We start from the raw sequence: 21319 nt of genomic DNA on the forward strand, positions 1-21319 counted from the left end.
TCCCTCCAGCTGTGGAGAACCGGGCTCAGCGCCGTACGCGCGCGCCGGCGACGAGCCCGATCACCGCGCCGACCGCCACTTCTGCGGCCGCCAGCCCGGCCACCAGCCAGGGATTCGGGCCGACATCGTGCAGGCGGCCCGGTCCGATCGCGCCCGACGACCACCACGCGAGCAGCCCGAGCTGGATGCCCGCGACCACGCCGATCCCGAGCGCGACGAGAACACGATCCTGGATGCCGTCGAAGCGACCGGCCACCGCGTCCACGCGGGATCGCAGCAGCGCCCCGGCGAGGAACCCGGCGAGCAGCGGCACGACGACGCCGACAAGCCCGAAGGCGAAGCCGCCCGGAGGGATGACGCCGAACAGCGGCAGCCCCGGCAGCGGGCCGAGATCGGTGCCCAGCGGGCTGACCGACGACCCCGTGCCGATGGCGAACCCCGGCCCCACGAGCCACGACGCCATCCACACGACGACGTTCGGCAGCAGCGCGAGCTGTCCGATGGTGAGCGCCACACCGCCCACGACCCCGGACTGCACCTGCTCGTACAGGCTGATGATCGTGCCGTAGTGCCCGAAGATGAGCAACGCCAGGATGAACGCGGCGACGCCGATCACGATCGCGGTCGCCGCCGTGCCGGCCCGGAGCGCGGCCAGCGCTCCGATGCGCAGCCGCTCGGGGACCACGTCCGTGCGCGTCCGCAGAACGGACAGGACCGCCGTGCCGCCACCGCCGGAGCCCGGCGCGGGCGCCTCGACGCCGTCCGTCGATACCGGACGGGCGTCCTCCTCCGGCGCACCGCGCAGTGCGGCGAACCCGAATCCGGCGGCGATGCCGACCGCGTACACGAACGGCGGAAGCACGATCCCCTGCCACACCGACGGCTGCACCACCGCGGACCCGGAGGACAGCGTGACCACGGTCGAGATGACGGCGAAAGTCGCCAGCGCACTCAGCGCGCCCACCAGCCGCTGCGCGGTCTCCGCCGCCCGCATCCCCGTCCGGACGCCGAGCCCGGCCGTCAGCGCGGCGAAGCCGAGCAGCGCGATCGTCACCTGGAACGGCGCGCCTGCGGCGGGCAGCCCCAGCTGCGCCACGGTCTGCGGGTCGAGCGCCACGGTCAGGTTGACGCCGTGGCCGACCAGCCAGATGTCGGCCGCGGACCGCCACACCACGGCGAAATCGGCGCCCAGGTGGTACTGCGCCGCCCACAGGATCGTGATCGGCACCAGGCAGATCCCGAGGCCGATGGCGGCCACGATCAGCGCCTCCAGCGCGGCGAGCAGGGCGACGGATGTGCGACTCATGACCGAACGGAGCCTACCGGCGCGCGCCCGCGCGGCACCGGCGACACTTCGGCGCTCAGGAGACCGCCGGGCTCAGGGCACCGTCACGACCGGCGTGTCGTCGTCCGCCACCTCCGGGACCGTGATCACCGGACGCTGCAGCAGCTCCAGAATGGCGACGACGAGCGCCGCGAGCACCAGCGTCCAAATGATCAGCGACGGCGTCAGCGGTCGGACGAACAGCACGATGGCGGCCGCGATCACCGCGACGGCTGTGCGCAGCAACGTCCGCTGCGCGTAGAGCCACTCCCCCACGCGACCCGTCGTGATGCCGTGGGACTCGGCCGAGGTGCGCACCCAGGCCACTCCCGAGCCGAAGAACCCGCGCAGCCGGCGCGGCGCCGCGAACGGACCGGAGTACCAGCCGACCAGGGCCACGGCGATGGCGAGCACCAGCACCGCGACGGCCGAGGCGATCATCGCGTCCGTCACCGTCGAGTACAGCTTCTGCGCCAGAGCGGAGGGAACCAGCGACGGGGACACCGAGGCCTGGAAAAGGATCCGCCCGACGGAGATCGCGCCGAGCGTCAGCGCCATCGCCAGAGCCAGCCCGACGGCCGCCCACACCAGCGCGAGCGCACGCCGGCGCGCGACGATGACACCGAGCGCCAGCAGCCCGATCGCCACCCAGGGCAACCAGGCGCCCGCGGCGACGGCCAGTCCGTAGAACAGCTGCAGCGTCGGGATGGACGAGCTCTGCGCGACCGTGATCGTCTTGTCGATGGTCGGGATGCGTGAGGCGAACGTGATCCCCTGTGCGACGAGCTGCTGTTTCACGCGGTCCATGATCGGAGCGAGCTGGATGCCGATCGAGCCGTTCGCGCCGATGGTCACCGCCGAGTTCCCGCTGTTCGTCATCGTGGCTTCGAGCTGGTTGTGGCTCGCGCGCAACGCCTCCTGCCAGACCTGGGCGAAGGCGTCCGAGGCGACGAACCGCTGCACAGTCGACTGCAGCAGCGACACGATGCCTTGCGCGAGAGGTGCCTTCAGCGCATCCAGGGCCTTGGTCGCGACGGGCCCGGTGCCGAGGCCGGTGATGCCGTCGATCACCTGGTCGGTGAGCTGCGGTATGTCGACGTTGTCCTCGACCGCCTTGACGGCCTGATCGGTGACGAACGCCTGGACGGCGGGATCGTGCGCGAGCGGCGCGTACGTGGCGACGAACGTGTCCGTGTCGGTCAGCTGCACCTTCGCCCACGACGCCACGACGGCCAGCGGCGCCAGGATGGCCCCCAGGACGATGAGGACGGTCGCCAGCAGAGTCCAGCCCCATCCGCGCCGATGCTTCACGGCCGGCGGCGCGGGGATCGGAGTCGTGTCGGCATCCGCCCCCGCCTGCAGCCGCAGCGACGCGTTCTCCTCTTCCAGAGCCGCGATGCGCTGCAGCAGTTCGGCGTTCGTCACACGAGCCATGGCGTCCCCTCCCGGTGCGCGAACTGTACCTCCGGACGGTCGCGCCTGGGCAGACGGCATCTCGCCGACGACGACGAAGGCCGGGACCCTCGCGGGATCCCGGCCTCGTGCGTCGCAGCGCGTCCGCGTCAGAGCGCGGCGTACACCTCGCGGAGCAGCTGCGCGGTCTCGGACGGCGTCTTGCCGACCTTGACGCCCGCGGCCTCCAGGGCCTCCTTCTTGGCCTGCGCGGTGCCCGCGGAGCCGGACACGATGGCGCCGGCGTGGCCCATGGTCTTGCCCTCGGGCGCCGTGAAACCGGCGACGTAGCCTACGACCGGCTTGGTGACGTTGGCCTTGATGAAGTCGGCCGCGCGCTCCTCGGCGTCGCCGCCGATCTCGCCGATCATGACGATCGCCTTGGTCTCCGGGTCGGCCTCGAACGCGGCGAGCGCGTCGATGTGCGTGGTGCCGATGATCGGGTCGCCGCCGATGCCGATGGCGGTCGAGAAGCCGAGGTCGCGGAGCTCGTACATCATCTGGTACGTCAGCGTGCCGGACTTCGAGACCAGGCCGATCGGGCCCTTGCCGGTGATCGTCGCCGGGGTGATGCCGACGAGCGATTCTCCCGGGGTGATGATGCCGGGGCAGTTCGGGCCGATGATCCGGGTCTTGTTGCCCTTCTCCTTGGCATAGGCCCAGGCCTCGGCCGAATCCTGCACCGGGATGCCCTCGGTGATGACCACGAGAAGCGGGATCTCGGCGTCGATGGCCTCGACCATCGCGTCCTTCGCGAACGCCGGCGGCACGAAGATGATCGACACATCGGCGCCGGTCTTCTCGATGGCCTCCACGACGGTGCCGAACACGGGCAGCTCGACGTCGCCGTGGGTGACGGTCGTGCCGGCCTTGCGGGCGTTGACGCCGCCGACGACCTGGGTGCCGGCCTTGAGCATCAGCGCGGTGTGCTTGGTGCCCTCGCCGCCGGTGATGCCCTGGACGATGACCTTGGAGTCCTTGTTGAGGAAGATAGACATGGTTGTTCGTCCTTCGCTTACTTCGCGGCCAGCTCGGCGGCCTTGTCGGCGCCCTCGTCCATGGTGAGCGCGAGGGTCACCAGCGGGTGGTTCGCCTCGGTGAGGATGCGGCGGCCCTCGTCGACCTTGTTGCCGTCCAGTCGCACGACGAGCGGCTTGTTCGCCTCGTCGCCCAGGATCTGCAGGGCGTTCACGATGCCGTTCGCGACCGCGTCGCACGCGGTGATGCCGCCGAAGACGTTCACGAAGACGCTCTTCACCTGCGGGTCGTTGAGGATCACGTCGAGGCCCGCCGCCATGACCTCGGCGGACGCGCCGCCGCCGATGTCGAGGAAGTTCGCGGGCTTGACGCCGCTGTGCTTCTCGCCCGCGTAGGAGACGACGTCGAGCGTCGACATGACGAGTCCCGCGCCGTTGCCGATGATGCCCACCTGGCCGTCGAGCTTGACGTAGTTGAGGTTCGCGGCCTTGGCCTTCGCCTCCAGCGGGTCGGCCGCGGCCTTGTCCTCCAGCGCCTCGTGGTCGGGGTGGCGGAAGTCGGCGTTCTCATCGAGGGTGACCTTGCCGTCCAGGGCGATGATGTCGCCCTCCTCGGTGAGGACCAGCGGGTTCACCTCGACGAGGGTCGCGTCCTCGCCGGTGTAAACCTCGTAGAGCTTCACGAAGACGTCGGCGACCTTCTCGACCAGGTCGTCGGGGAAGCCGGCGGCCTTCGCGATCTCGACGGCCTTGGCGTGGTCGACGCCGCCCCGCGGGTCGACCTCGATGCGGGCCAGCGCCTCGGGCTTCTCGACGGCGAGCTGCTCGATCTCCATGCCGCCCTCGACGCTGGTCAGCGACAGGTACGAGCGGTTGGCGCGGTCGAGGAGCACCGAGAAGTAGAACTCGCGGGCGATGCGGGCGCCGCCGGCGACCATGACGCGGCGGACCACGTGACCCTTGATGTCCAGGCCCAGGATGGCCTTCGCGGCCTCCTCCGCCTCATCCGGGTTCTTCGCGACCTTGACGCCGCCGGCCTTGCCGCGGCCGCCGACCTTCACCTGCGCCTTGACGACGGTCACGCCGCCCAGCTTCTCGGCCGCTGCGCGCACCTCCTCCGGGGTGTCCGCGACGATGCCCGGAAGGACCGGGACCCCGTACTTCTCGAACAGGTCTCTGGCCTGGTACTCGTATAGATCCACGGTTATCCAATCCGCTGATTGTCCGGTGCGCTCGTGGCTGCCGGCTGGTTGCTCCTGGCGGTCCGACGCGAGAATAGCTCGACGCCGAGATAAATTCGCCAGGAAGAACTTTAGCGCGTCCGCCTGGGCGCCCCGTAACCCGCGAGCTGTGCACAGGAGGGCTCGGAGGGACGTTCTCCACGGATTCGCGGATCCGCGGTTCATGCCGTCGTCGCCGCCGCGACGGTGGATGCATGACCCAACGACCTCTCTCCCTGATCACCGCGGTGAGCCTTGTCGGCCTCGCCGTCTTCCTCGGCGTCCTGCAGAGCCTGTTCGGGACGGCGCCGCCCGCGCGGGCCCTCGCGGGCACCGGGCACGGGCCCGGTTATCTATCCGCGGACGGCTGGTGGCTCGGCGCCTACCGGTTCGACGACGGCGCGCAGGGCTTCTGCCTCAACCCGGGCAAGGTCGCGCCCGTCGGGCTGCAGTACAGCTACGCCGACCCCGAGGGGATGGGATGGTGGACGCCGGAGCAATCCGCGGTCTTCGCGTACATCGCACGCACCTGGGCCGGCAGCGGCGACCGGCTGACCGCGGCCGCCGGACAGCTCGCGACCTGGATCGCCGCGGGCATGTCCGAGCCGGAGGCGCAGAAGCACGCTGCACGTGCGGGGGCCGACACCGACGCCGTCTACGCCCGCGCCCACCAGATGCTGGCCGAGGCGCAGAGCCGCGGGTCCACCGGGGTGCGCGCCGCCGCCGTGGTCGAGCTGGCGGCGTCCGGCCCGGGCCGGGTCCGGGTCGAGCTCACCGTCGACCGCCTCTCGGGCGCCGAATCCCTCGCCCCCGGCGCATCTCCGGTGTCGGTGACGCTCGACGGGGCGGCCTTCGACGACGGCGGGACGACCGCGACCATCCCATCGGGCACCGATGTCCCCATCGTGCCGAGCGGGACGGCGGCCAGCGTGTCCGTCACCGCCACCGCGACGACGCCCGAGCTCCCGTACGGGCACGGCGTCACCGTCGCCCTTCCGGCCGTCGATGCGCAGGCGGTGCTGATCGCCCGGTCGTCGACCGCGTCCGCCGTCGCCCGCGCCGACGCCGCCGGGCCGTCCCCGCTCCCGTTCCAGCCGCGCGTCGAGACGCGCACGACCGCGCCCGAGGCGCATCCCGGAGCCGAGGTCGCCGACCGCCTCATCGTGAGCGTCGACGAGGGCGACGGGCTTCTGCCGACGTGGGGTGTGCGTGCGACCGCCGACGGATTCGAGCCGGTGACCGCCGTGGTCGAGAGCACGCTCCACGGTCCGTTCCCGGAGCCGATCGCGGAGTCCGAGTCGGCTCCGGCCGACGGTCCGACGGTCTGCACCGTCGAGACCGTGGTCGATGGCGCCGGCGAGTACACGACTCCGCCGTGCGCGGTCCCCTCCGAGGGCTACTACGTCTGGACGGAACGTATCGACCCCTCGCGGACACCCGAGTCGGAGGGCGGCGCACGGGTGAAGCCGTGGACCTCGCGTTTCGGGGTCGCCGAGGAGATCAGCCGGGTGGCCGCCGTCCCCGTGACGCCATCCGTGGCTGAGCCGACCACGAAGGTGCTGGCGGCGACCGGATCGGACGTCTCGGTCCCGGTGCTCTGGAGTGCCGGCAGCGCGCTGGCGGGGGTCGGGCTGGTCACGAGGGCGCGGCTGCGAGACCGCCGCCACCCGCGTCGTGCCCGCTCGACCTGGATGCGGCGGTGAGCGACACCATGCCGACCCTTTCCGGAGCTTCGCAGGCGTCCGCGGCAGGATGTGCACGTGCGGAGGAACCCCAGGAACAGGCCCGTCACGGCGCGGGACATCGCGTCGGAGGCGCTGACGCTCGCCGGCGGCGGCCGGGCGCTGCTGCTGCAGATCGCGCACCCGGCGGTGGGACGCGGAGTCGTGGAGCACAGCGACTTCGCGACGCGGCTGATGGACCGGTTCGACGGGACCATGCTCTACCTGACAGCCTCGATGTTCGGTACGGCCGACGAGCTGCGGGCGATACGCCGCATCGTGAACCGCGCGCACGCTCCGGTGCGCGGAGGCGGCTCGCCGGGGGCGGCCTACAACGCATACGACCCCGACCTGCAGCTGTGGGTCGCGGCCACGCTCTACCAGACCATGATGGAGCTGCATCGGCGGGTCTTCGGCTCGCTCAGCGACGCGCAGGCGGACGCGGTCTACCAGGACATGACCAGTGCGCTGTCCAATCTGCAGCTCTCGCCGGACCGATGGCCGGCCACTCGCGACGCGTTCGACGCCTACTGGAGCGAGCTGGTCGGGACCCTGTCCGTGGACGCGGACGTGCTGGCGGTCTCTCAACAGATCCTCTATCCCGCCGCGATGCCCTGGTGGTTCCGGCCGAGCGCGCCGCTGCTGCGTCTCGTGACGGCCGGCCTGCTCCCGGGGAACGTTCGTGCTCAGTTCCGTCTGACGTGGAACGAGCGTCGGCAGCGTCGTTTCGACCGACTGCTCCGGTGGACTCGCATCATCTATCCGCGGCTGCCGCTCCGGCTCCGCCACCTTCCGCGGGATCGCTACCTGGCGAAGCTGCGCCGGACCGTCGGGGGCACGGGTTCCACGGCGCCGTCCGGCGCGCGGACGGCCGACTAGGCGGAGATTCCCCGGGCGCGTTCGATCCCTCGCGCCAGCAGCACCAGGACGATGCCGATCGCCGAACCGAGGACGGTCTCCAGCACCCGATCGACGACGAGCGCGCCGAGCGGGGTGGGGCTCGCCAGGTGCGAGACCGACAGCGCCAGCGGCGTGATGAAGACGAGCGCCGCTCCGTAGTGCCGGGCGACCAGGATCTCTGTGAAGAACTGGCAGACCACGATCACCCCGATCACCACCGCGGCGGGAGGCGACCACACCAGGATCAGCGCTGTCACGCCCACGCCCACCACGGTGCCGATGATCCGGTGCAGAGACCGGGAGATCGAGTGCGCGGCTCGCGCCGGAGGGATGACGGCGACCACGCTGACGATCGCCCAGTACGCATGCCCGAATCCGAAGGCCAGGGCGATGCCCCCGGCGAGAAGCACTCCGACGACGTTCTGGGCGACGGTCAGCCACACACGCGGGTCACGCAGCGCGGCCAGATCGAGTCCGGGTCGACGGCGGAGCTCGTTCACCAAGCCTGCCCGCACCAGGACGCGCTGCGGGAGGCCGGGGAGACGGCGGATCGCCCAGCCCGACATGGTCAGGAGCCACGCGAACACCGCGGTTGCCGCTGCCAGGCCGATGCGCGGCAACGCGTCGGCCGCCGGGGTCGGCACGGCCGCGCAGACGAGGAGCGCGAAGACGAAGAACAGCGCCTGCGGCGGCACGATCTGGAACACCGTGACGAACAGCGTCCCTCCCCCGACGACCACGACGAGCGCGAAGGCGGTGAGCAGGAGCGGTTCACCCGCCACCGCGAGGCCGACGCCGGCCGCGATGCTGGCCAGCAGCGCGACGGCGGCGACCGTCAGCGTCCTGGCCCGGACCCGATAGGGCTCGTTGCGGCCGTACAGCGCAGTGAAAGCGCCGAACGTCGCGTAGGCGGTGAGATCGAGACGACCCACGGCGTACAGCACCACCAACGGGACGGCGACGGCGAACGCCGCCCGCAGACCTACCTCAAGGTTCTGCGGGGGCGCGGCGAACGCCCTCACAGCTTGTCGATCGGAGCGATCTTGATGAGGAGCTTCTTCGCGCCCACCTTCTCGAACTGCACGTGTGCGACGCGCTTGGCGCCCTGGCCCGTCACGGCCGTCACCCGGCCGTCGCCGAAGTCGGCGTGCCGGATGCGGTCGCCGGGCTCCAGCTCCAGCTCGCCGTTGTCGCGGACCTTGCCCGTCACGCGGTTCGGCCACTCGGCCTTCGGGCGCTCCTGGCGGAACGCCGGAGCAGCGAGGGAGTCGTTCCAGCCTCCCGAGCCGCTGCCGGAGCCGGACCCGGCGCCGAGTCCGGGGCGTCGCGCGTTCAGCGCGCGCGACTGCGTGCCTCCGCGGCCGTTCGCCGAGCCGGGCGACTGGCGCCAGTCGATCAGATCGGCGGGGATCTCTTGCAGGTAACGACTCGGCATCGCCACGGCGGTCTCGCCGAACTGCGCTCGCGTCATGGCGAGCGACAGGAAGAGCCGCTTCTTGGCACGCGTGATGCCCACGTAGAACAGCCGTCGTTCCTCCGCCGGGCCGCCGGGCTCGTTGGCCGACATGCGGTGCGGAAGAAGGTCCTCCTCGATGCCTGTGAGGAAGACGGCGTCGTACTCCAGGCCCTTCGCGGTGTGGAGCGTCATCAGCGAGACAGCGCCGCTGGAGTCGTCGATCTCGTCGGCCGCCGCGACCAGCGACACCTCGGTGAGGAAGTCGACCAGGGTGCCATCCGGGTTGTTCCGGGCGAACTCGCGGGTGACCGCGACGAGCTCGTCGACGTTCTCGGCGCGCGCCTCGTCCTGCGGGTCGCGGCTGTTGCGCAGCACCTCGAGGTAGCCGCTGCCGTCGAGAAGGAAGGTCAGCACGTCGGCCACCGGCGAGACGCCCGCGGGATTCGACGGGTCGATCTTGCTCGCCGCTTCGTCGAGCAGATTCGACAGCTGCAGGATCGCGTTCGTCACCTTCGGGCCCAGGCCGAGCGAGGCCGCGTCCCGCATGGCGGCGCGGAACGTGAGCCCGTTGTCCTCCGCGTAGCTCGCCAGCTGCGTCTCGGTCGCCGGACCGATCCCGCGCTTCGGAGTGTTCAGGATGCGCCGGAGCGCGAGCATGTCGCTCGGGTTCGCGACGGTGATCAGGTACGCCATCGCGTCCTTGATCTCGGCGCGCTCGTAGAACTTCGTGCCGCCCATCACCTTGTAAGGCAAGGCGGAGCGGATGAAGATCTCCTCCAGCGCTCGGGTCTGGGCGTTGGTGCGGTAGAACACCGCGATGTCCTTGTACGCCATGCCGGCACTGTGCAGCTTCTCGATCTCGTCGGCGACGAACTGCGCCTCGTCGTGGCCCGAGTAGCCGGTGTAACCGACGATCTTCTCGCCATCGCCCACCGCGGTCCACAGCTTCTTGTCCTTGCGGTCGAAGTTGTTGGAGATCACGGCGTTGGCGGCGCTCAGGATGTTCTGCGTCGAGCGGTAGTTCTGCTCGAGCAGCACCACCTTCGCCCCGGGGAAGTCGCGCTCGAACTCGACGATGTTGCGGATGTCGGCGCCGCGGAACGCGTAGATCGACTGGTCCGAGTCGCCGACCACGGTCAGCGACGCGGACGGGATGACGCCGGCGGCGTCGCGCAGTGGGCGGACGTTGCGGCCGTGCGCCTCCAGATCGTCGACGATGTCGGGAGCGACCGGCATCGTGAGTTCGCGGATGAGCGAGTACTGGGCGTGGTTGGTGTCCTGGTACTCGTCGACCAGGATGTGGCGGAAGCGGCTCTGATAGAGCGCCGCAACGCGCGGGAAGGCGCGGAACAGGAACACGGTCTCGGCGATGAGGTCGTCGAAGTCGAACGCGTTGGCGCGGCGGAGCTCCCGCGTGTACTGGCGGAAGATCTCGAGGAACATGACCTCTTGCGGGTCGCTGAGGTTCGCGGTGCGTGCGTGCGTCTCGAGATCGGTCAGCTCGTTCTTCAGCTTGGAGATGCGGTTCGCCGCAGCACCGACGGTGAAGCCGAGGGTGTCGGCGTCGAGCTCCTTGATGATGCGCTTCAGGAGTGCGCGGCTGTCGCCCGAGTCGTAGATGGTGAAGCTCGGGGTCTTTCCGATCGTCTCGGCCTCGCGGCGGAGGATGCGGACGCAGGCCGAGTGGAACGTCGAGATCCACATGCCCTGCGCCTTGCCGCCGAGCAACTGCTCGACGCGCTCGCGCATCTCGTTCGCCGCCTTGTTGGTGAACGTGATCGCCAGGATCTCGCTCGGCCATGCCTCGCGGCTCTCGATCAGGCCGGCGATGCGGCGGGTGAGCACGCTCGTCTTGCCGGAGCCCGCACCCGCGACGATGAGCAGCGCCTGCCCGCGGTACTCGGCCGCCTCCCGCTGCTGCGGGTTCAGGCCGGCGAACAGCCGCTCGCTCGGTCCCCAGTGGCCCGACCCGGATCGGCCCGAACCGGACCCCCCGGAACGCGCCCCGTCGCCGACGGGGGCTGCGCCGTCGCCCTGCCACCCGTCCAGGATGATCGGGACGGAGGAGGGGGTGGTCTGCGGGGCGTCGGGGAGGCTCGTCATGTCTCAGACGATTTTAGTCGCTGCCACCGTCATTCGTCCGGGAGCGCAGCGTGGACCGTGAGCTCAGTGGCCGTCGCGCACGGCGACAGCCAGATCCGGATGGTCGGCGAAGACCCCGTCCACTCCGGAGTGCAGCAGGATCGAGTAGTACCGCCGCCAGTCACCCCAGTCGGACGCGGCGCCGCCCGAGCGGAACTTCTCCGGCAGCATGCCGTTCTCGGGCCGCAGCGTCCAGCAGAACACGGCGAGATCGGCCGAGTGCGCGAGGTCGACCAGGTCCGAGGTGACGGCTCCCACCTCCGCCGCGTCCTCCTCGCCGAACAGGGCGACCGAGACGGACCCGGACGAGAGCACCTGCGTGGTCTCCACGCTGATGCCGTCGACGCGGTCCGCCGGAGAGGGGGCCGAGCCGAGCGCGTACAACCCGCGCAGGGTGAGATCGGTGTCGTACCCGGGCGCGGACGACCCGAGAGCCGCGACGCGATCGGCGGGCGCGCCGGTGTCCTCGAGCAGGTACACCCGCCTCCCCCGGAATCCGCGCTCGTACACCTGGGTGAGGACCGTCCGCTCGAAGCTCTCGACGACGACCCCCGCGCGATCGGTCCAGCCGGCGTCCGCCAGCTCGGCCGTGAACAGCTCGTCCAGCGGCAGCCCGGCCGCTTCGAAGTACGTCGCGTGCTTGAGCTCGGCGACCAGCCCGGGGGCCCGGCTGCCGTCGGTGACGCCGTCGATGAGCTCGAGCAGATCGCGCAGGCGGAGCAGCGGGTAGTGGCCGTCGAAGGTCGAGCTCGCCTGCCGCAGCGCGGGGATGCGCTCCCGCGCGCGGAGGGTGGCGAGCTCGTCCCAGGTGAAGTCCTCGGTGAACCAGCCGGTCAGCGCGGCGCCGTCCACCTCCTTCGTGGTGCGCCGGTCCGCGAACTCGGACCGGTCCGCGACGTCCGTGGTCCCCGAGATCTCGTTCTCGTGGCGGATGACGAGCACGCCGTCCTTCGTCGCCACCAGATCCGGCTCGACCGCGTCGGCGCCGAGCCGGAAGGCCAGCTCATACGAGCCGCGAGTGTGCTCCGGCCGGTAGCCCGGCGCGCCGCGGTGCCCGATGATGACGGGGGCGTTCCGCGGGCGCATGGCCCGATCCTAGCTGCGACGCGCGAAGCGCCGGGGAAGCCGCGGCGTCACCCGCCCTCCGGTGCCAGAATCGAGCCGTGCCCGCCGAACCCGACGCCCGCTGGACGGAGCCCGCCTCGCGCCTGCCGCTCCGCTGGGGCTCGTACCGGGTCCGGCTGGCGACGGGACTCGCGATGCTCGTCGTCGGGACGGCGTGCGTCCTCGGCACGACGACGTACAGCCTGACCCTGCTCCTGATCGGCTCGCTGATGCAGCCGTCCGCGTGGGCGGTGATGCCCTCGACGATCGGCCGACGCGTCGCCGTGGCGCTCCCCGTGCTCGGCTTCACGTGGCTGATGCTCGGCGGCCCCGGGTTCGCCTGGTGCTACGCCGTGACCCTCGCCGCCTGGCTGCTGGTGCGTCTGCGCCCGCTGCCCGCGTTCGCGGTCCTGGTGCTCCCGATCGGCTGGAGTCTGGTGATCCCGCTCCTGGTGAAGGACTATCAGGAGGGGTGGATCACCATCCTGACCAGCACCGTGGTCGTCGTGGTCGCCGCCTGGGCGGCCCGATGGATCGCCATCCGATTCGATTCATGGCAATCTGTCAGAACTCTCAGAAAAGAACCCCGTAGATTTAGCTGAAGACGACCCGAACGGGTCCCCATACGAACGAGGAGCTCATGGCACTCAGCAACCCGGCGTTCTCCACGAACCCGGCTTTCTCCAGCAACGGCCAGGCCGCGACCGTGTCGGCGGAGAACCTGGAGCAGATGTACCAGGCGCCGTCGGCGACCGCAGCGGACACCGACCGCATGACGGTCGAGGACTCGATCGTCAAGACGGCGATCTGCTTCGTCCTGCTGCTCGCCGGAGCCGGCGTGGGCTGGTTCGTCCCGGCCCTCGCCATCCCGGCCGCGATCGTCGGCTTCGTGCTCGCACTGGTGAACATCTTCAAGCGCAAGCCGGTCCCGGCCCTCATCCTCGGCTACTCGGCCGCGCAGGGCATCTTCCTCGGCGCGATCTCGATGTTCTTCGAGTCGCAGTGGTCGGGCATCGTCGTGCAGGCGGTCATCGCGACCTTCGCCGTCGTCGGCGTGACCCTCGCCCTGTTCGCATCCGGCAAGGTCCGCGCATCGGCGAAGGCCACCAAGGTCTTCCTCGTCGCGATCTTCGGCTACCTGCTCTACTCGCTCGTCAACCTCGTCCTGATGTGGACCGGCGTCACCCAGGGCACCTTCGGCCTCGACAGCGTCGAGCTGGGCAACACCGGCATCAAGCTCGGTCTGATCATCGGCATCCTCGTGGTCCTGCTCGGCGCCTACTCCCTGGTGCTCGACTTCGACTTCATCAAGCAGGGCGTCGCCAACCGCGCCCCCCGCATCTACGGCTGGACCGGCGCCTTCGGCATCATGGTCACCGTCATCTGGCTCTACCTCGAGATCCTGCGGATGCTCGCCATCTCGCGCGACTGAACCGCTGACGCGAACGAAGAGGGCCGGGAGCGGAAGCTCCCGGCCCTCTTCGTGTCGGCACCCGGCTCAGCCCTTGGCTGCAGGCTTCGGGGCGGGCAGATCACCGCTCAGGTAGACCGGCAGACCGGTGAGCGGGATGCTCACCACTCCCTTGCTCGGCTTCAGCACCGTCCGCACCCCGTAGGAGTTCGTGACGGTCACCGGGGACTTCGCGCTCACCTGCACCGTCGCGGGCTTCGTGGCCCACAGGACCCGCGTCGTGCCATCCCCCCGACCGAACCGGTACGAGTACGTCGTGTCGCCGAGCTCGTCCCGCCCGATGTACCGCTTCGCCGCGAGTTCACGCGCCAGCACCGCCTGAGCCATCGCCGCCTGCTTCGGCGCGAACGCCGGGATCTGCGCCGTCGGAGCACTGAACAGGCCGAAGTTCCCCTGGATGTCGTTCGCCGTCGTGTGGTCCACGAGGTCGTACCAGAAGAACTTCGACACGCCGTGGGCCATGCCCAGGACCTCCGCGCGCACCAGGAAGTCCGCCTGGTCCGGACGCGGGGTGACGAAGTTCGTCCACCCCAGCTCGGTCAGCCAGATCGGACGGGGTGAGGCGCCGGCACTGTATTCCGCGATCCGGGACTGCGCCTGCTTCAAGGAGCCGTCGAGGTACTCCGGGGCGCCCAGCGAGTCATAGGGGTGGAAGCTCACTGCGTCCACCGTCTTCAGACCACCGAGGCGGTAAAACTCCGTCAGCCATGCGTCGTCCTTGTGGGCGATGGCCGGTCCGACGATCGTGGTGGATGGATCCACCGACCGCACCGCCGCGGCCGCCTTCTCGAGGAGCGGCATGTAGCAGGCCGCGGTCAGCCCGCAACGGCTGTTGTTCATCGGCGGATTGTTGAACTCGTTGTAGATCTCGATCGCCGGCTGGTGGTAATGCGCCTGGACGGCTGCGGCGAAGGCGGCGAAAGCCGCGATCCCTGCGTCGGTCGACGGCGTCCTGCCGCCCTCGTAGAGCTTGTTCCGGTAGTCGATGATGGGCAGGACGGAGACGCCGTCTGCGGCCAGGCGCGCGTACGTGGCGTCGGATTCGGGAGAGAACGTGTAGACGCCCTTCGTCTTCTCGATGGCCGACCACGTGGCGTCCATGCGGACCTCGCCGTACCCGAGCGCGGCCACCAGCGGCTCGTACCCCTGATACGGCTCGATCGTGGGATGGACGGTGACGCCGAGCCGCTGATCGAGCACGGGCTTTCCGTCCGGTGTCGGGTCCAGGACCATGAACGTCGTCGAGAGAGTCGGCGTCGCCGCTCCCTTCTGCCGGATCGCCACGGAGTAGAAGCCTTGCTTCAGCGACGTCAGCGGAATGATCCCGAGGTGGGACGCGAGCGACGCTGAGCCCGACGCGACGGGCTTCGCGCCGGTGTCGGCGATCGACCATTCGACGCTCTCCGTCGGAAGGGACACCCCCAGTGCGGCCTGGCCGGTCGTGAAGATCAGCGACCGGTTCGTCAGACCGGAGTGGCCGGCGTCGAACTGCTCGAAGCCCCCGTTCGCGACGGGCGCGGGCGATCCTTTCGCGGCGAGGGTCACCTCGTCGATCCCCACGGACTCGATCGGCCGGTCCGGGACGACGGCCAGGTTCAGCGCGGTCTGCGCGGCCCCCGTGCGAACGCTCCACGTCCGCTGAACCCAGCGTCCGTTCGAGCCCGCAAGCGCATGCTCGGTCGTTCGGGTGTCGTCGGTCTGCACGGTGAGGCCGCTCGCGCCCTCTCCTGCCGCGCGCACCCAGATCCCCAGCTCGTAGCTGGTGGACGGCGCCACCGCGATGGTCTGCCGGAGCGCAGCGTGCGGCGACGATGACGCCGTGGTGCTCGACACGACGAGGGCCATCTTGCCCTTCTCGGCATCGCCCGTCTCCGCGGCGAATCTCGTGCCCGTATCGCCGCGGGCATCGACACCCCAGCCGGTGAAGGAGGATGCCACGCTCGCGGTGGGGACGAAGGGACGTGGTGCCGGCTTGGCCGTCCGGCCGGCGGTGGTCGCCGCTGATGTCGGCGACCCGGCGGCTCCCGATGTCGACAGGTTCACGAACGTCACGGTGCCGACGACGGCCAGAACCAGCACCAGCACGACCGAACCGACGACGATGATGCGGGCTCGGGGGCGCCTGCGTGGAACTCCTGGCCGTGTCGGGCGGGCGGAATCGGCGGGCGGTAGGTCCGTCATCGGTCTCCAGAGTCGGCGCAGAAGGTGGCTGGTGACGAGCACCCCGGCTGTCGGGTGTCGTCCTGTCGGTGCTCCGAGTCTGCCAGGCTCGGAGAGTACGTGCTCGGCGCTTACCTCACCGCCGCGGCGGCCGCGGCGGGGATGACGCGCCGGTCCCGGGCTTCGACGACGCTCCGGAGGGCGAAGGCGGCGATGCTTCCCACGAGGGATCCGATCGAGTTCGCGATGACGTCTCCAACGGACGAGAAGCGGTCAGGAAGGAACGCCCCCTGCGCGAATTCGAGGGCGCCGGAGAAGACAGGACCGATCAGGATGCAGAGCCACCAGGCTCGCCAGGGCAGGAGCAGCGCGAGGAAGAAGCCGATCGGGACGAAAAACGCGATGTTCGAGGTGAACTCGAGCTGCGGGTATTGGAACCACGCGGGAAGGCCGTGCGCGTGCAGCTTGTCGAGCACCTTGTCGATGCTCCCCCGCAGCCCGGAATCCACGGGAGTCGGAGTCAGGGTGACCAGCAGGACGAAGGCCGCGTAGATCGCGAGTCCGACGGTGCCGATCGCCGCGCGCATGCGTCTCCCTGCGGTTTCTGTTAGCGTGGCCCCCGTTTTGGAGTAAACCGGAGAGCCGGTTTGGTTCGGACCCGTGCAACCGGATGCGAGAATTCTAAGGTTCACAGTCCGAGCTGTGATTTTACAGAGCTGCACCGAGAAGGGGGGTGCTGGCGCACCTGACCCGAAGGTCGCGCCGGACACACGTGAGAGCACGCCCGCAACCAGCATCCTGGCAGAAGTCGTATGCCGCCCGGCTGTTCGTAACCGACGCGCTCATCACACTCCTCGCCGTGACCGTCGCGGCCATCATCTGGTCGCAGCCGGGCGTCGAACCCGACGACCTGCTCCCCGCCGAGTGGTTCACGAGGGACGGTCTCTTCCTTCTCCTGTCTCTAGCCATCTGGGTCGGCTGGATGATCGTCCTGGACGTCTTCGCCACGCGGGACCATCGGAACCTCGGCAGTGGCACTCTTGAGTACAAGCGACTCGCCGACGCGACCCTGCTGTATTTCGGCGCACTCGCGATCATCGCGTTCCTGTTCCGGCTGGATCTCGGCCGCGGCTACTTCCTCACCGCACTCCCGCTCGGGCTGCTGCTGCTCCTCGCCGGGCGCTGGGCGTGGCGCCAATGGCTGCGCCGGAAGCAGAAGCAGGGCCGCTATGTCTCGCGGACTCTCCTGCTGGGTGAGCGGCGGCGCGCGGCGATGATCGCCGCGGCGATCCAGCGCGACAGCGCGAGCGGGATGTACGTCGTCGGCGCTGTCACCCGCGGCGGCGACCCCGACCGTCCCCTCATCGACGGCGTCCCCGTGCTCGGCACCTTCGGCGAGGTGAAGCGGGTCCTGACCGCGGTGGGCGGCGAGATCCTGGTGGTCACCGGAGCAGACGACATCGACCCGCGCGACATGCAGCGCCTGGGCTGGGAGCTGGAAGGCATGGGCGTCGAACTGGTCGTCGCCCCCGCCCTCACCGACATCGCCGGCCCGCGCATCCACTCCCGGCCAGTGGCCGGTCTCCCCCTCGTCCACATCGACTTCCCCGTCTTCGAGGGCAGCAGGCAGGTGGCGAAGCGCGCCTTCGACATCATCGGCTCCGCACTGCTCATCCTGCTCTTCTCGCCCGTGATGATCGGCGTGGCGATCGCCGTGAAAGCGACGAGCCCCGGCCCCGTCTTCTACACCCAGGAGCGGGTCGGCCTGCGCGGCAAGACGTTCCGGATGATCAAGTTCCGCTCGATGACCCAAGGAGCGGACGACCAGCTGGCGAGCCTGCTGGACGCGCAGGGAACGTCGGACAGGCCGCTCTTCAAGGTCCTCAACGACCCGCGGATCACCCCGGTGGGCCGTTTCATCCGAAAGTACTCGCTGGACGAGTTCCCCCAGCTCTTCAACGTGCTCTTCGGCAGCATGAGCCTGGTCGGTCCGCGACCGCAGCGCGCCGCCGAGGTCGCCCTCTACGACGACGCCGCTCACCGGCGCCTCTTCATGAAGCCGGGTATGAGCGGCCTGTGGCAGGTCAGCGGTCGCTCCCGCCTCTCCTGGGAGGACGCCATCCGGCTCGACCTCTACTATGTGGAGAACTGGTCGATAACGGGGGACTTCATCATTCTCTGGCGGACCGTCCGGGCTGTGACGCAAGCCGACGGCGCCCACTGAGGTAGTTTCGCACCATGGAAAGGCACGCATGGCTGGGTTGATCGCGCACGAGTGGATCGAACGTCGCGGGGGTTCGGAGAACGTCCTCGAAGCGATAGCCGAGCTGTATCCGGACGCCGAACTGGTGACACCCTGGAACAACGCCCCACACCGCTTCGCCGAGCGACACGTTCGAGAGCTGTGGCTCGCGAACAGTCCGCTGCGTGGCCGCAAAGCGGCCTCCGTCCCGGCGCTCGCGGCGGCATGGCGGTCAGCCGTTCCGCGTGAGCGGCCACTCGACTGGGTGCTGGCGAGTTCGCACCTCTTCGCACACCACATCAAGCCGCACGGGGTGAACAAGCACGTCCCCAAACTCGTCTATGTCTATACGCCCGCTCGCTACATCTGGACCCCTGACATGGACCAGCGCGGTTCACACATCGCCGCCCGCATCGCCTCCGCCGTGCTGCGTCCGATCGACCGCCATCGGGCGAAAGAAGCCCATGCCGTCGCCAGCATCAGCGAGTTCGTCCGCCAGCGTGTCCGTCGCGCATGGCAGGTCGACTCGACCGTGATCTACCCGCCGGTGGAGGTCACCCGGCTCAGAGAGGTCGCTGACTGGAGCACCACCCTCGATCCCCGTGAGCGCGAGCTGCTGGACTCCCTCCCGGAGGAATTCGTCCTCGGCGCATCGCGGTTCATTCCGTACAAGAGACTGGATCTGGTCATCGCGGCCGCCGAGGAGGCCGGAATCCCCGCTGTGATCGCCGGAGGCGGTCCGGAGCGGACTCGGCTTTCGTCTTTGGCAGCCGACGCGCGCGTCCCCGTCCGCATGGTCGACGAGCCCTCGAGCGCACTCCTCCACGCCCTGTACCAGCGCGCAACCGTCTTCGTCTTCCCTCCCGTGGAGGACTTCGGGATCATGCCCATCGAAGCGATGGCGCTCGGCACGCCCGCAGTGGGGGCAGCGATCGGGGGGTCTGCGGAGACGATCACCGACGGAATCTCGGGCGCGCACTTCACGGAGCCCACGGCCCGGAATGTCGCCCAGGCCATCGCGCGGGCCCGTGAGGTCGGCAGCGCCTCGACCATCGCGGCCAGCATGAAGTTCTCACGCGAGCGATTCGACACGGAGTTCCGGGACTGGCTGAACCGTTCGGTCTCCGGCACGAAGAGCTCCATGGCAGGATCCTCCGCTTCCTGAAGCGAAAATCACCACGACACCACCGTTAGGTACACATGACACGCGCACTCATCACCGGCATCACGGGTCAGGACGGCCTCTATCTCGCCGAGCTCCTCGTCAGCAAGGGCTACGAGGTCTTCGGCCTGATCCGGGGTCAGAACAACCCGAAGTACGATCTGGTCCGACAGACCGTCCCCGGGGTGACGCTGCTGACCGGCGATCTGACCGATGTCTCGAGCTTGGTGCGCGTTCTGGCCGCCGCCCAGCCGTCCGAGGTCTACAACCTCGGGGCGATCTCCTTCGTCGCGTACTCGTGGGAGAACGCGTCCCTCACTTCGGATGTCACGGGCAAGGGCGTCCTCAACGTGCTGGAGGCGACGCGGCTCTATGCGGCCACGACCTCGTCAGAGGTCCGGTTCTATCAGGCCTCGTCCTCAGAGATGTTCGGCAAGGTGCAGCAGGTGCCGCAGACCGAAGCGACCCTGCTCTGGCCCCGCTCGCCTTACGGGGTGGCCAAGGTCTTCGGCCACTACATGACCATCAACTACCGCGAGTCGTACGGAATGCACGCCTCCAGCGGGATCCTCTTCAACCACGAATCGCCTCGGCGAGGGCCGGAGTTCGTGACACGCAAGGTCTCGCAGGCGGTCGCCCGGATCAAGCTGGGGCTGAAGGATGAGATCGTCCTCGGCAACCTCGATGCCAAGCGCGACTGGGGCTTCGCCGGCGACTACGTCGAGGCCATGTGGCTCATGCTTCAGCAGCCGGAAGCCGACGATTACGTGATCGCAACCGGCAAGACCCATTCCATCCGAGACCTGCTCGCCGCCGCGTTCGCCGCTGCGGAGATCGACGACTGGGAGCGCTACGTGCGCCAGGACGAGCGTTTCATGCGGCCGGCCGAAGTCGACCTGCTGGTCGGAGACGCCTCCAAGGCACGGGAGCGCCTTGGATGGAAGCCGCGGGTCGACTTCGAGAGTCTTGTCGGCATGATGGTGGAGAACGATCTGGCCGAGCAGTCGGCTCTCGTTCGCTGATTCGGCCATGCGCGCCCTGATCACCGGGTCGAAGGGACAGGACGGGTCCTACCTGGCCGAACTGCTGCACTCCCGCGGGTGGGAGGTGCACACTCTGGACCGGGCCCCCGGCCCGGACGTCGAGATCATCTCGCGCCGTCATGCGGGGTCTGTCGACGACGTCGAGACCGTCGACCGAGTCGTGGCCATGGCGGATCCCGATTGCATCTTCAACCTGGCCGGGATGAGCTCGGTAGCGGACTCGTGGGCGGACCCCGTCGCGACGGCGCGGACCAACGGCGTCGCCGTTGTGGCGCTCCTGCAAGCGGCCCTGCGCCAGCAGGAGAGCACGGGACGGCCTGTCCGTTTCGTGCAGGCGTCGAGTGCCGAGATCTTCGGCGCCGCCGAACGTGTCCCGCAGGACGAGACGACCGCCATCCGCCCCACATCGCCCTACGGGGCATCGAAGGCGTTCGCGCACTCGTCCGTCGGCGTGTCCCGCTCACGCGGGGTCCACGCGAGCTCGGCCATCCTCTTCAACCACGAGTCGCCGCGCCGCCCGCTGAAGTTCGTCACCCGAAAGATCACGAACGGTGTCGCTCGCATCGCATCGGGAGAAGCCTTCACGCTGTCCCTCGGCAACCTCGACGCCGAGCGAGACTGGGGATGGGCTCCGGACTACGTCGACGCTCTCCTCCGGATGGCGGAAGCGGACCGCCCCGACGATTACGTCATCGCCACCGGGGTGTCGAGGAGCGTCCGCGACTTCGTACGCACCGCGTTCGCGGCCGTCGGGATCGCCGAATGGGAACGCCATGTCACGACGGACCCCAGCCACCTGAGGCCGGTCGACGCTCCTGTACTGCGCGGCGATGCCGGCCGCGCTCGACGCGTCCTCGGATGGTCGCCGACGGTCACGTTCGAGCAGATGGTCGAACGCATGGTGCACCACGACCTCGAGCTGATCGCACGCGGCGATGCCTGACA

Annotated in this window: 17 protein-coding genes; 8 read left to right on the plus strand and 9 right to left on the minus strand. The window is 69.5% G+C overall.

The genetic code is table 11. The annotated features are described in order from the left end of the window. Positions 1-25: 25 nt before the first annotated feature. From AB0P25_RS03020 to sucC, 4 genes are all read right to left on the minus strand, one after another. The gene (locus AB0P25_RS03020; RefSeq protein ID WP_363805320.1) at positions 26-1306 is read right to left on the minus strand and encodes a DUF6350 family protein; all 1281 of its coding nucleotides are present in this window, start codon (positions 1304-1306) and stop codon (positions 26-28) included. A 72-nt stretch (positions 1307-1378) separates the two neighbouring features. After that, a complete protein-coding gene (locus tag AB0P25_RS03025) occupies positions 1379-2758 on the minus strand; it encodes a hypothetical protein (protein ID WP_363805321.1) in 1380 nt (459 codons plus the stop codon). A gap of 128 nt (positions 2759-2886) precedes the next feature. Continuing rightward, complete coding sequence (gene sucD, locus AB0P25_RS03030) at positions 2887-3774, minus strand: succinate--CoA ligase subunit alpha (RefSeq protein WP_064109731.1); 888 nt, start codon at positions 3772-3774, stop codon at positions 2887-2889. Positions 3775-3791: 17 nt separating this feature from the next. After that, positions 3792-4955 carry an ADP-forming succinate--CoA ligase subunit beta gene (sucC, locus tag AB0P25_RS03035; RefSeq protein WP_363805322.1) on the minus strand — a complete coding sequence of 388 codons (1164 nt, stop codon included), beginning with the start codon at positions 4953-4955 and terminating at the stop codon, positions 3792-3794. 233 nt (positions 4956-5188) lie between these two features. Here sucC and AB0P25_RS03040 point away from each other — a divergent pair, with 233 nt between their 5' ends. Together AB0P25_RS03040 and AB0P25_RS03045 are read left to right on the plus strand one after the other, a co-directional pair. Further along, a complete protein-coding gene (locus tag AB0P25_RS03040; RefSeq protein WP_363805324.1) occupies positions 5189-6676 on the plus strand; it encodes a hypothetical protein in 1488 nt (495 codons plus the stop codon). Between the two features lie 57 nt (positions 6677-6733). Beyond that, positions 6734-7573: an oxygenase MpaB family protein gene (locus AB0P25_RS03045; RefSeq protein ID WP_363805325.1), complete on the plus strand. Its 840-nt coding sequence runs from the start codon at positions 6734-6736 to the stop codon at positions 7571-7573. Here the strand turns inward: AB0P25_RS03045 and AB0P25_RS03050 are convergent. The 3 genes from AB0P25_RS03050 to AB0P25_RS03060 all read right to left on the minus strand — a co-directional run bounded on the left by AB0P25_RS03050 (position 7570) and on the right by AB0P25_RS03060 (position 12278). Further along, entirely contained in the window at positions 7570-8616 is a 1047-nt protein-coding gene (locus AB0P25_RS03050) for an FUSC family protein (RefSeq protein ID WP_363805327.1), read from the minus strand. The genes AB0P25_RS03045 and AB0P25_RS03050 overlap by 4 nt on opposite strands. Further along, a complete protein-coding gene (locus AB0P25_RS03055) occupies positions 8613-11153 on the minus strand; it encodes a UvrD-helicase domain-containing protein (RefSeq protein WP_363805329.1) in 2541 nt (846 codons plus the stop codon). Before AB0P25_RS03055 ends, AB0P25_RS03050 begins: the two co-directional genes overlap by 4 nt. 63 nt (positions 11154-11216) lie before the next feature. Beyond that, complete coding sequence (locus AB0P25_RS03060) at positions 11217-12278, minus strand: glycerophosphodiester phosphodiesterase family protein (protein ID WP_363805330.1); 1062 nt, start codon at positions 12276-12278, stop codon at positions 11217-11219. Positions 12279-12355: 77 nt separating this feature from the next. Here AB0P25_RS03060 and AB0P25_RS03065 point away from each other — a divergent pair, with 77 nt between their 5' ends. Both AB0P25_RS03065 and AB0P25_RS03070 read left to right on the plus strand, forming a co-directional pair. Next, positions 12356-12898, plus strand: coding sequence for a hypothetical protein (locus AB0P25_RS03065; protein WP_363805331.1), 543 nt, complete (start codon positions 12356-12358; stop codon positions 12896-12898). A 38-nt stretch (positions 12899-12936) separates the two neighbouring features. Then, complete coding sequence (locus AB0P25_RS03070; protein ID WP_363805332.1) at positions 12937-13728, plus strand: Bax inhibitor-1/YccA family protein; 792 nt, start codon at positions 12937-12939, stop codon at positions 13726-13728. A 66-nt stretch (positions 13729-13794) separates the two neighbouring features. Here the strand turns inward: AB0P25_RS03070 and AB0P25_RS03075 are convergent, their stop codons facing one another. Both AB0P25_RS03075 and AB0P25_RS03080 read right to left on the minus strand, forming a co-directional pair. Beyond that, positions 13795-15852 carry a glycosyl hydrolase gene (locus AB0P25_RS03075; protein ID WP_363805334.1) on the minus strand — a complete coding sequence of 686 codons (2058 nt, stop codon included), beginning with the start codon at positions 15850-15852 and terminating at the stop codon, positions 13795-13797. Between the two features lie 206 nt (positions 15853-16058). Continuing rightward, entirely contained in the window at positions 16059-16514 is a 456-nt protein-coding gene (locus AB0P25_RS03080) for a VanZ family protein (RefSeq protein ID WP_363805335.1), read from the minus strand. Positions 16515-16699: 185 nt separating this feature from the next. Here AB0P25_RS03080 and AB0P25_RS03085 point away from each other — a divergent pair, with 185 nt between their 5' ends. The 4 genes from AB0P25_RS03085 to AB0P25_RS03100 are packed head-to-tail and all read left to right on the plus strand — an operon-like array spanning position 16700 to position 21317. After that, positions 16700-18151 carry a sugar transferase gene (locus AB0P25_RS03085; RefSeq protein ID WP_363805337.1) on the plus strand — a complete coding sequence of 484 codons (1452 nt, stop codon included), beginning with the start codon at positions 16700-16702 and terminating at the stop codon, positions 18149-18151. 28 nt (positions 18152-18179) lie between these two features. Then, the gene (locus AB0P25_RS03090) at positions 18180-19334 is read left to right on the plus strand and encodes a glycosyltransferase (RefSeq protein WP_363805339.1); all 1155 of its coding nucleotides are present in this window, start codon (positions 18180-18182) and stop codon (positions 19332-19334) included. Between the two features lie 35 nt (positions 19335-19369). Next, entirely contained in the window at positions 19370-20353 is a 984-nt protein-coding gene (locus AB0P25_RS03095; protein WP_363805340.1) for a GDP-mannose 4,6-dehydratase, read from the plus strand. Between the two features lie 7 nt (positions 20354-20360). Then, positions 20361-21317: a GDP-mannose 4,6-dehydratase gene (locus tag AB0P25_RS03100; protein WP_363805341.1), complete on the plus strand. Its 957-nt coding sequence runs from the start codon at positions 20361-20363 to the stop codon at positions 21315-21317. Positions 21318-21319 lie beyond the last annotated feature (2 nt).

The sequence above is a fragment of the Leifsonia sp. NPDC077715 genome, from assembly GCF_040686855.1.
Taxonomy (GTDB): domain Bacteria; phylum Actinomycetota; class Actinomycetes; order Actinomycetales; family Microbacteriaceae; genus Leifsonia.

Bases quoted from the DNA above. Each gene is read 5' to 3' on its own strand.
- AB0P25_RS03020 (WP_363805320.1), bottom strand. From the start codon at position 1,306: ATGAGTCGCACATCCGTCGCCCTGCTCGCCGCGCTGGAGGCGCTGATC.
- AB0P25_RS03025 (WP_363805321.1), bottom strand. From the start codon at position 2,758: ATGGCTCGTGTGACGAACGCCGAACTGCTGCAGCGCATCGCGGCTCTG.
- sucD (WP_064109731.1), bottom strand. From the start codon at position 3,774: ATGTCTATCTTCCTCAACAAGGACTCCAAGGTCATCGTCCAGGGCATC.
- AB0P25_RS03040 (WP_363805324.1), top strand. From the start codon at position 5,189: ATGACCCAACGACCTCTCTCCCTGATCACCGCGGTGAGCCTTGTCGGC.
- AB0P25_RS03055 (WP_363805329.1), bottom strand. From the start codon at position 11,153: ATGACGAGCCTCCCCGACGCCCCGCAGACCACCCCCTCCTCCGTCCCG.
- AB0P25_RS03060 (WP_363805330.1), bottom strand. From the start codon at position 12,278: ATGCGCCCGCGGAACGCCCCCGTCATCATCGGGCACCGCGGCGCGCCG.
- AB0P25_RS03070 (WP_363805332.1), top strand. From the start codon at position 12,937: ATGGCACTCAGCAACCCGGCGTTCTCCACGAACCCGGCTTTCTCCAGC.
- AB0P25_RS03080 (WP_363805335.1), bottom strand. From the start codon at position 16,514: ATGCGCGCGGCGATCGGCACCGTCGGACTCGCGATCTACGCGGCCTTC.
- AB0P25_RS03090 (WP_363805339.1), top strand. From the start codon at position 18,180: ATGGCTGGGTTGATCGCGCACGAGTGGATCGAACGTCGCGGGGGTTCG.
- AB0P25_RS03095 (WP_363805340.1), top strand. From the start codon at position 19,370: ATGACACGCGCACTCATCACCGGCATCACGGGTCAGGACGGCCTCTAT.
- AB0P25_RS03100 (WP_363805341.1), top strand. From the start codon at position 20,361: ATGCGCGCCCTGATCACCGGGTCGAAGGGACAGGACGGGTCCTACCTG.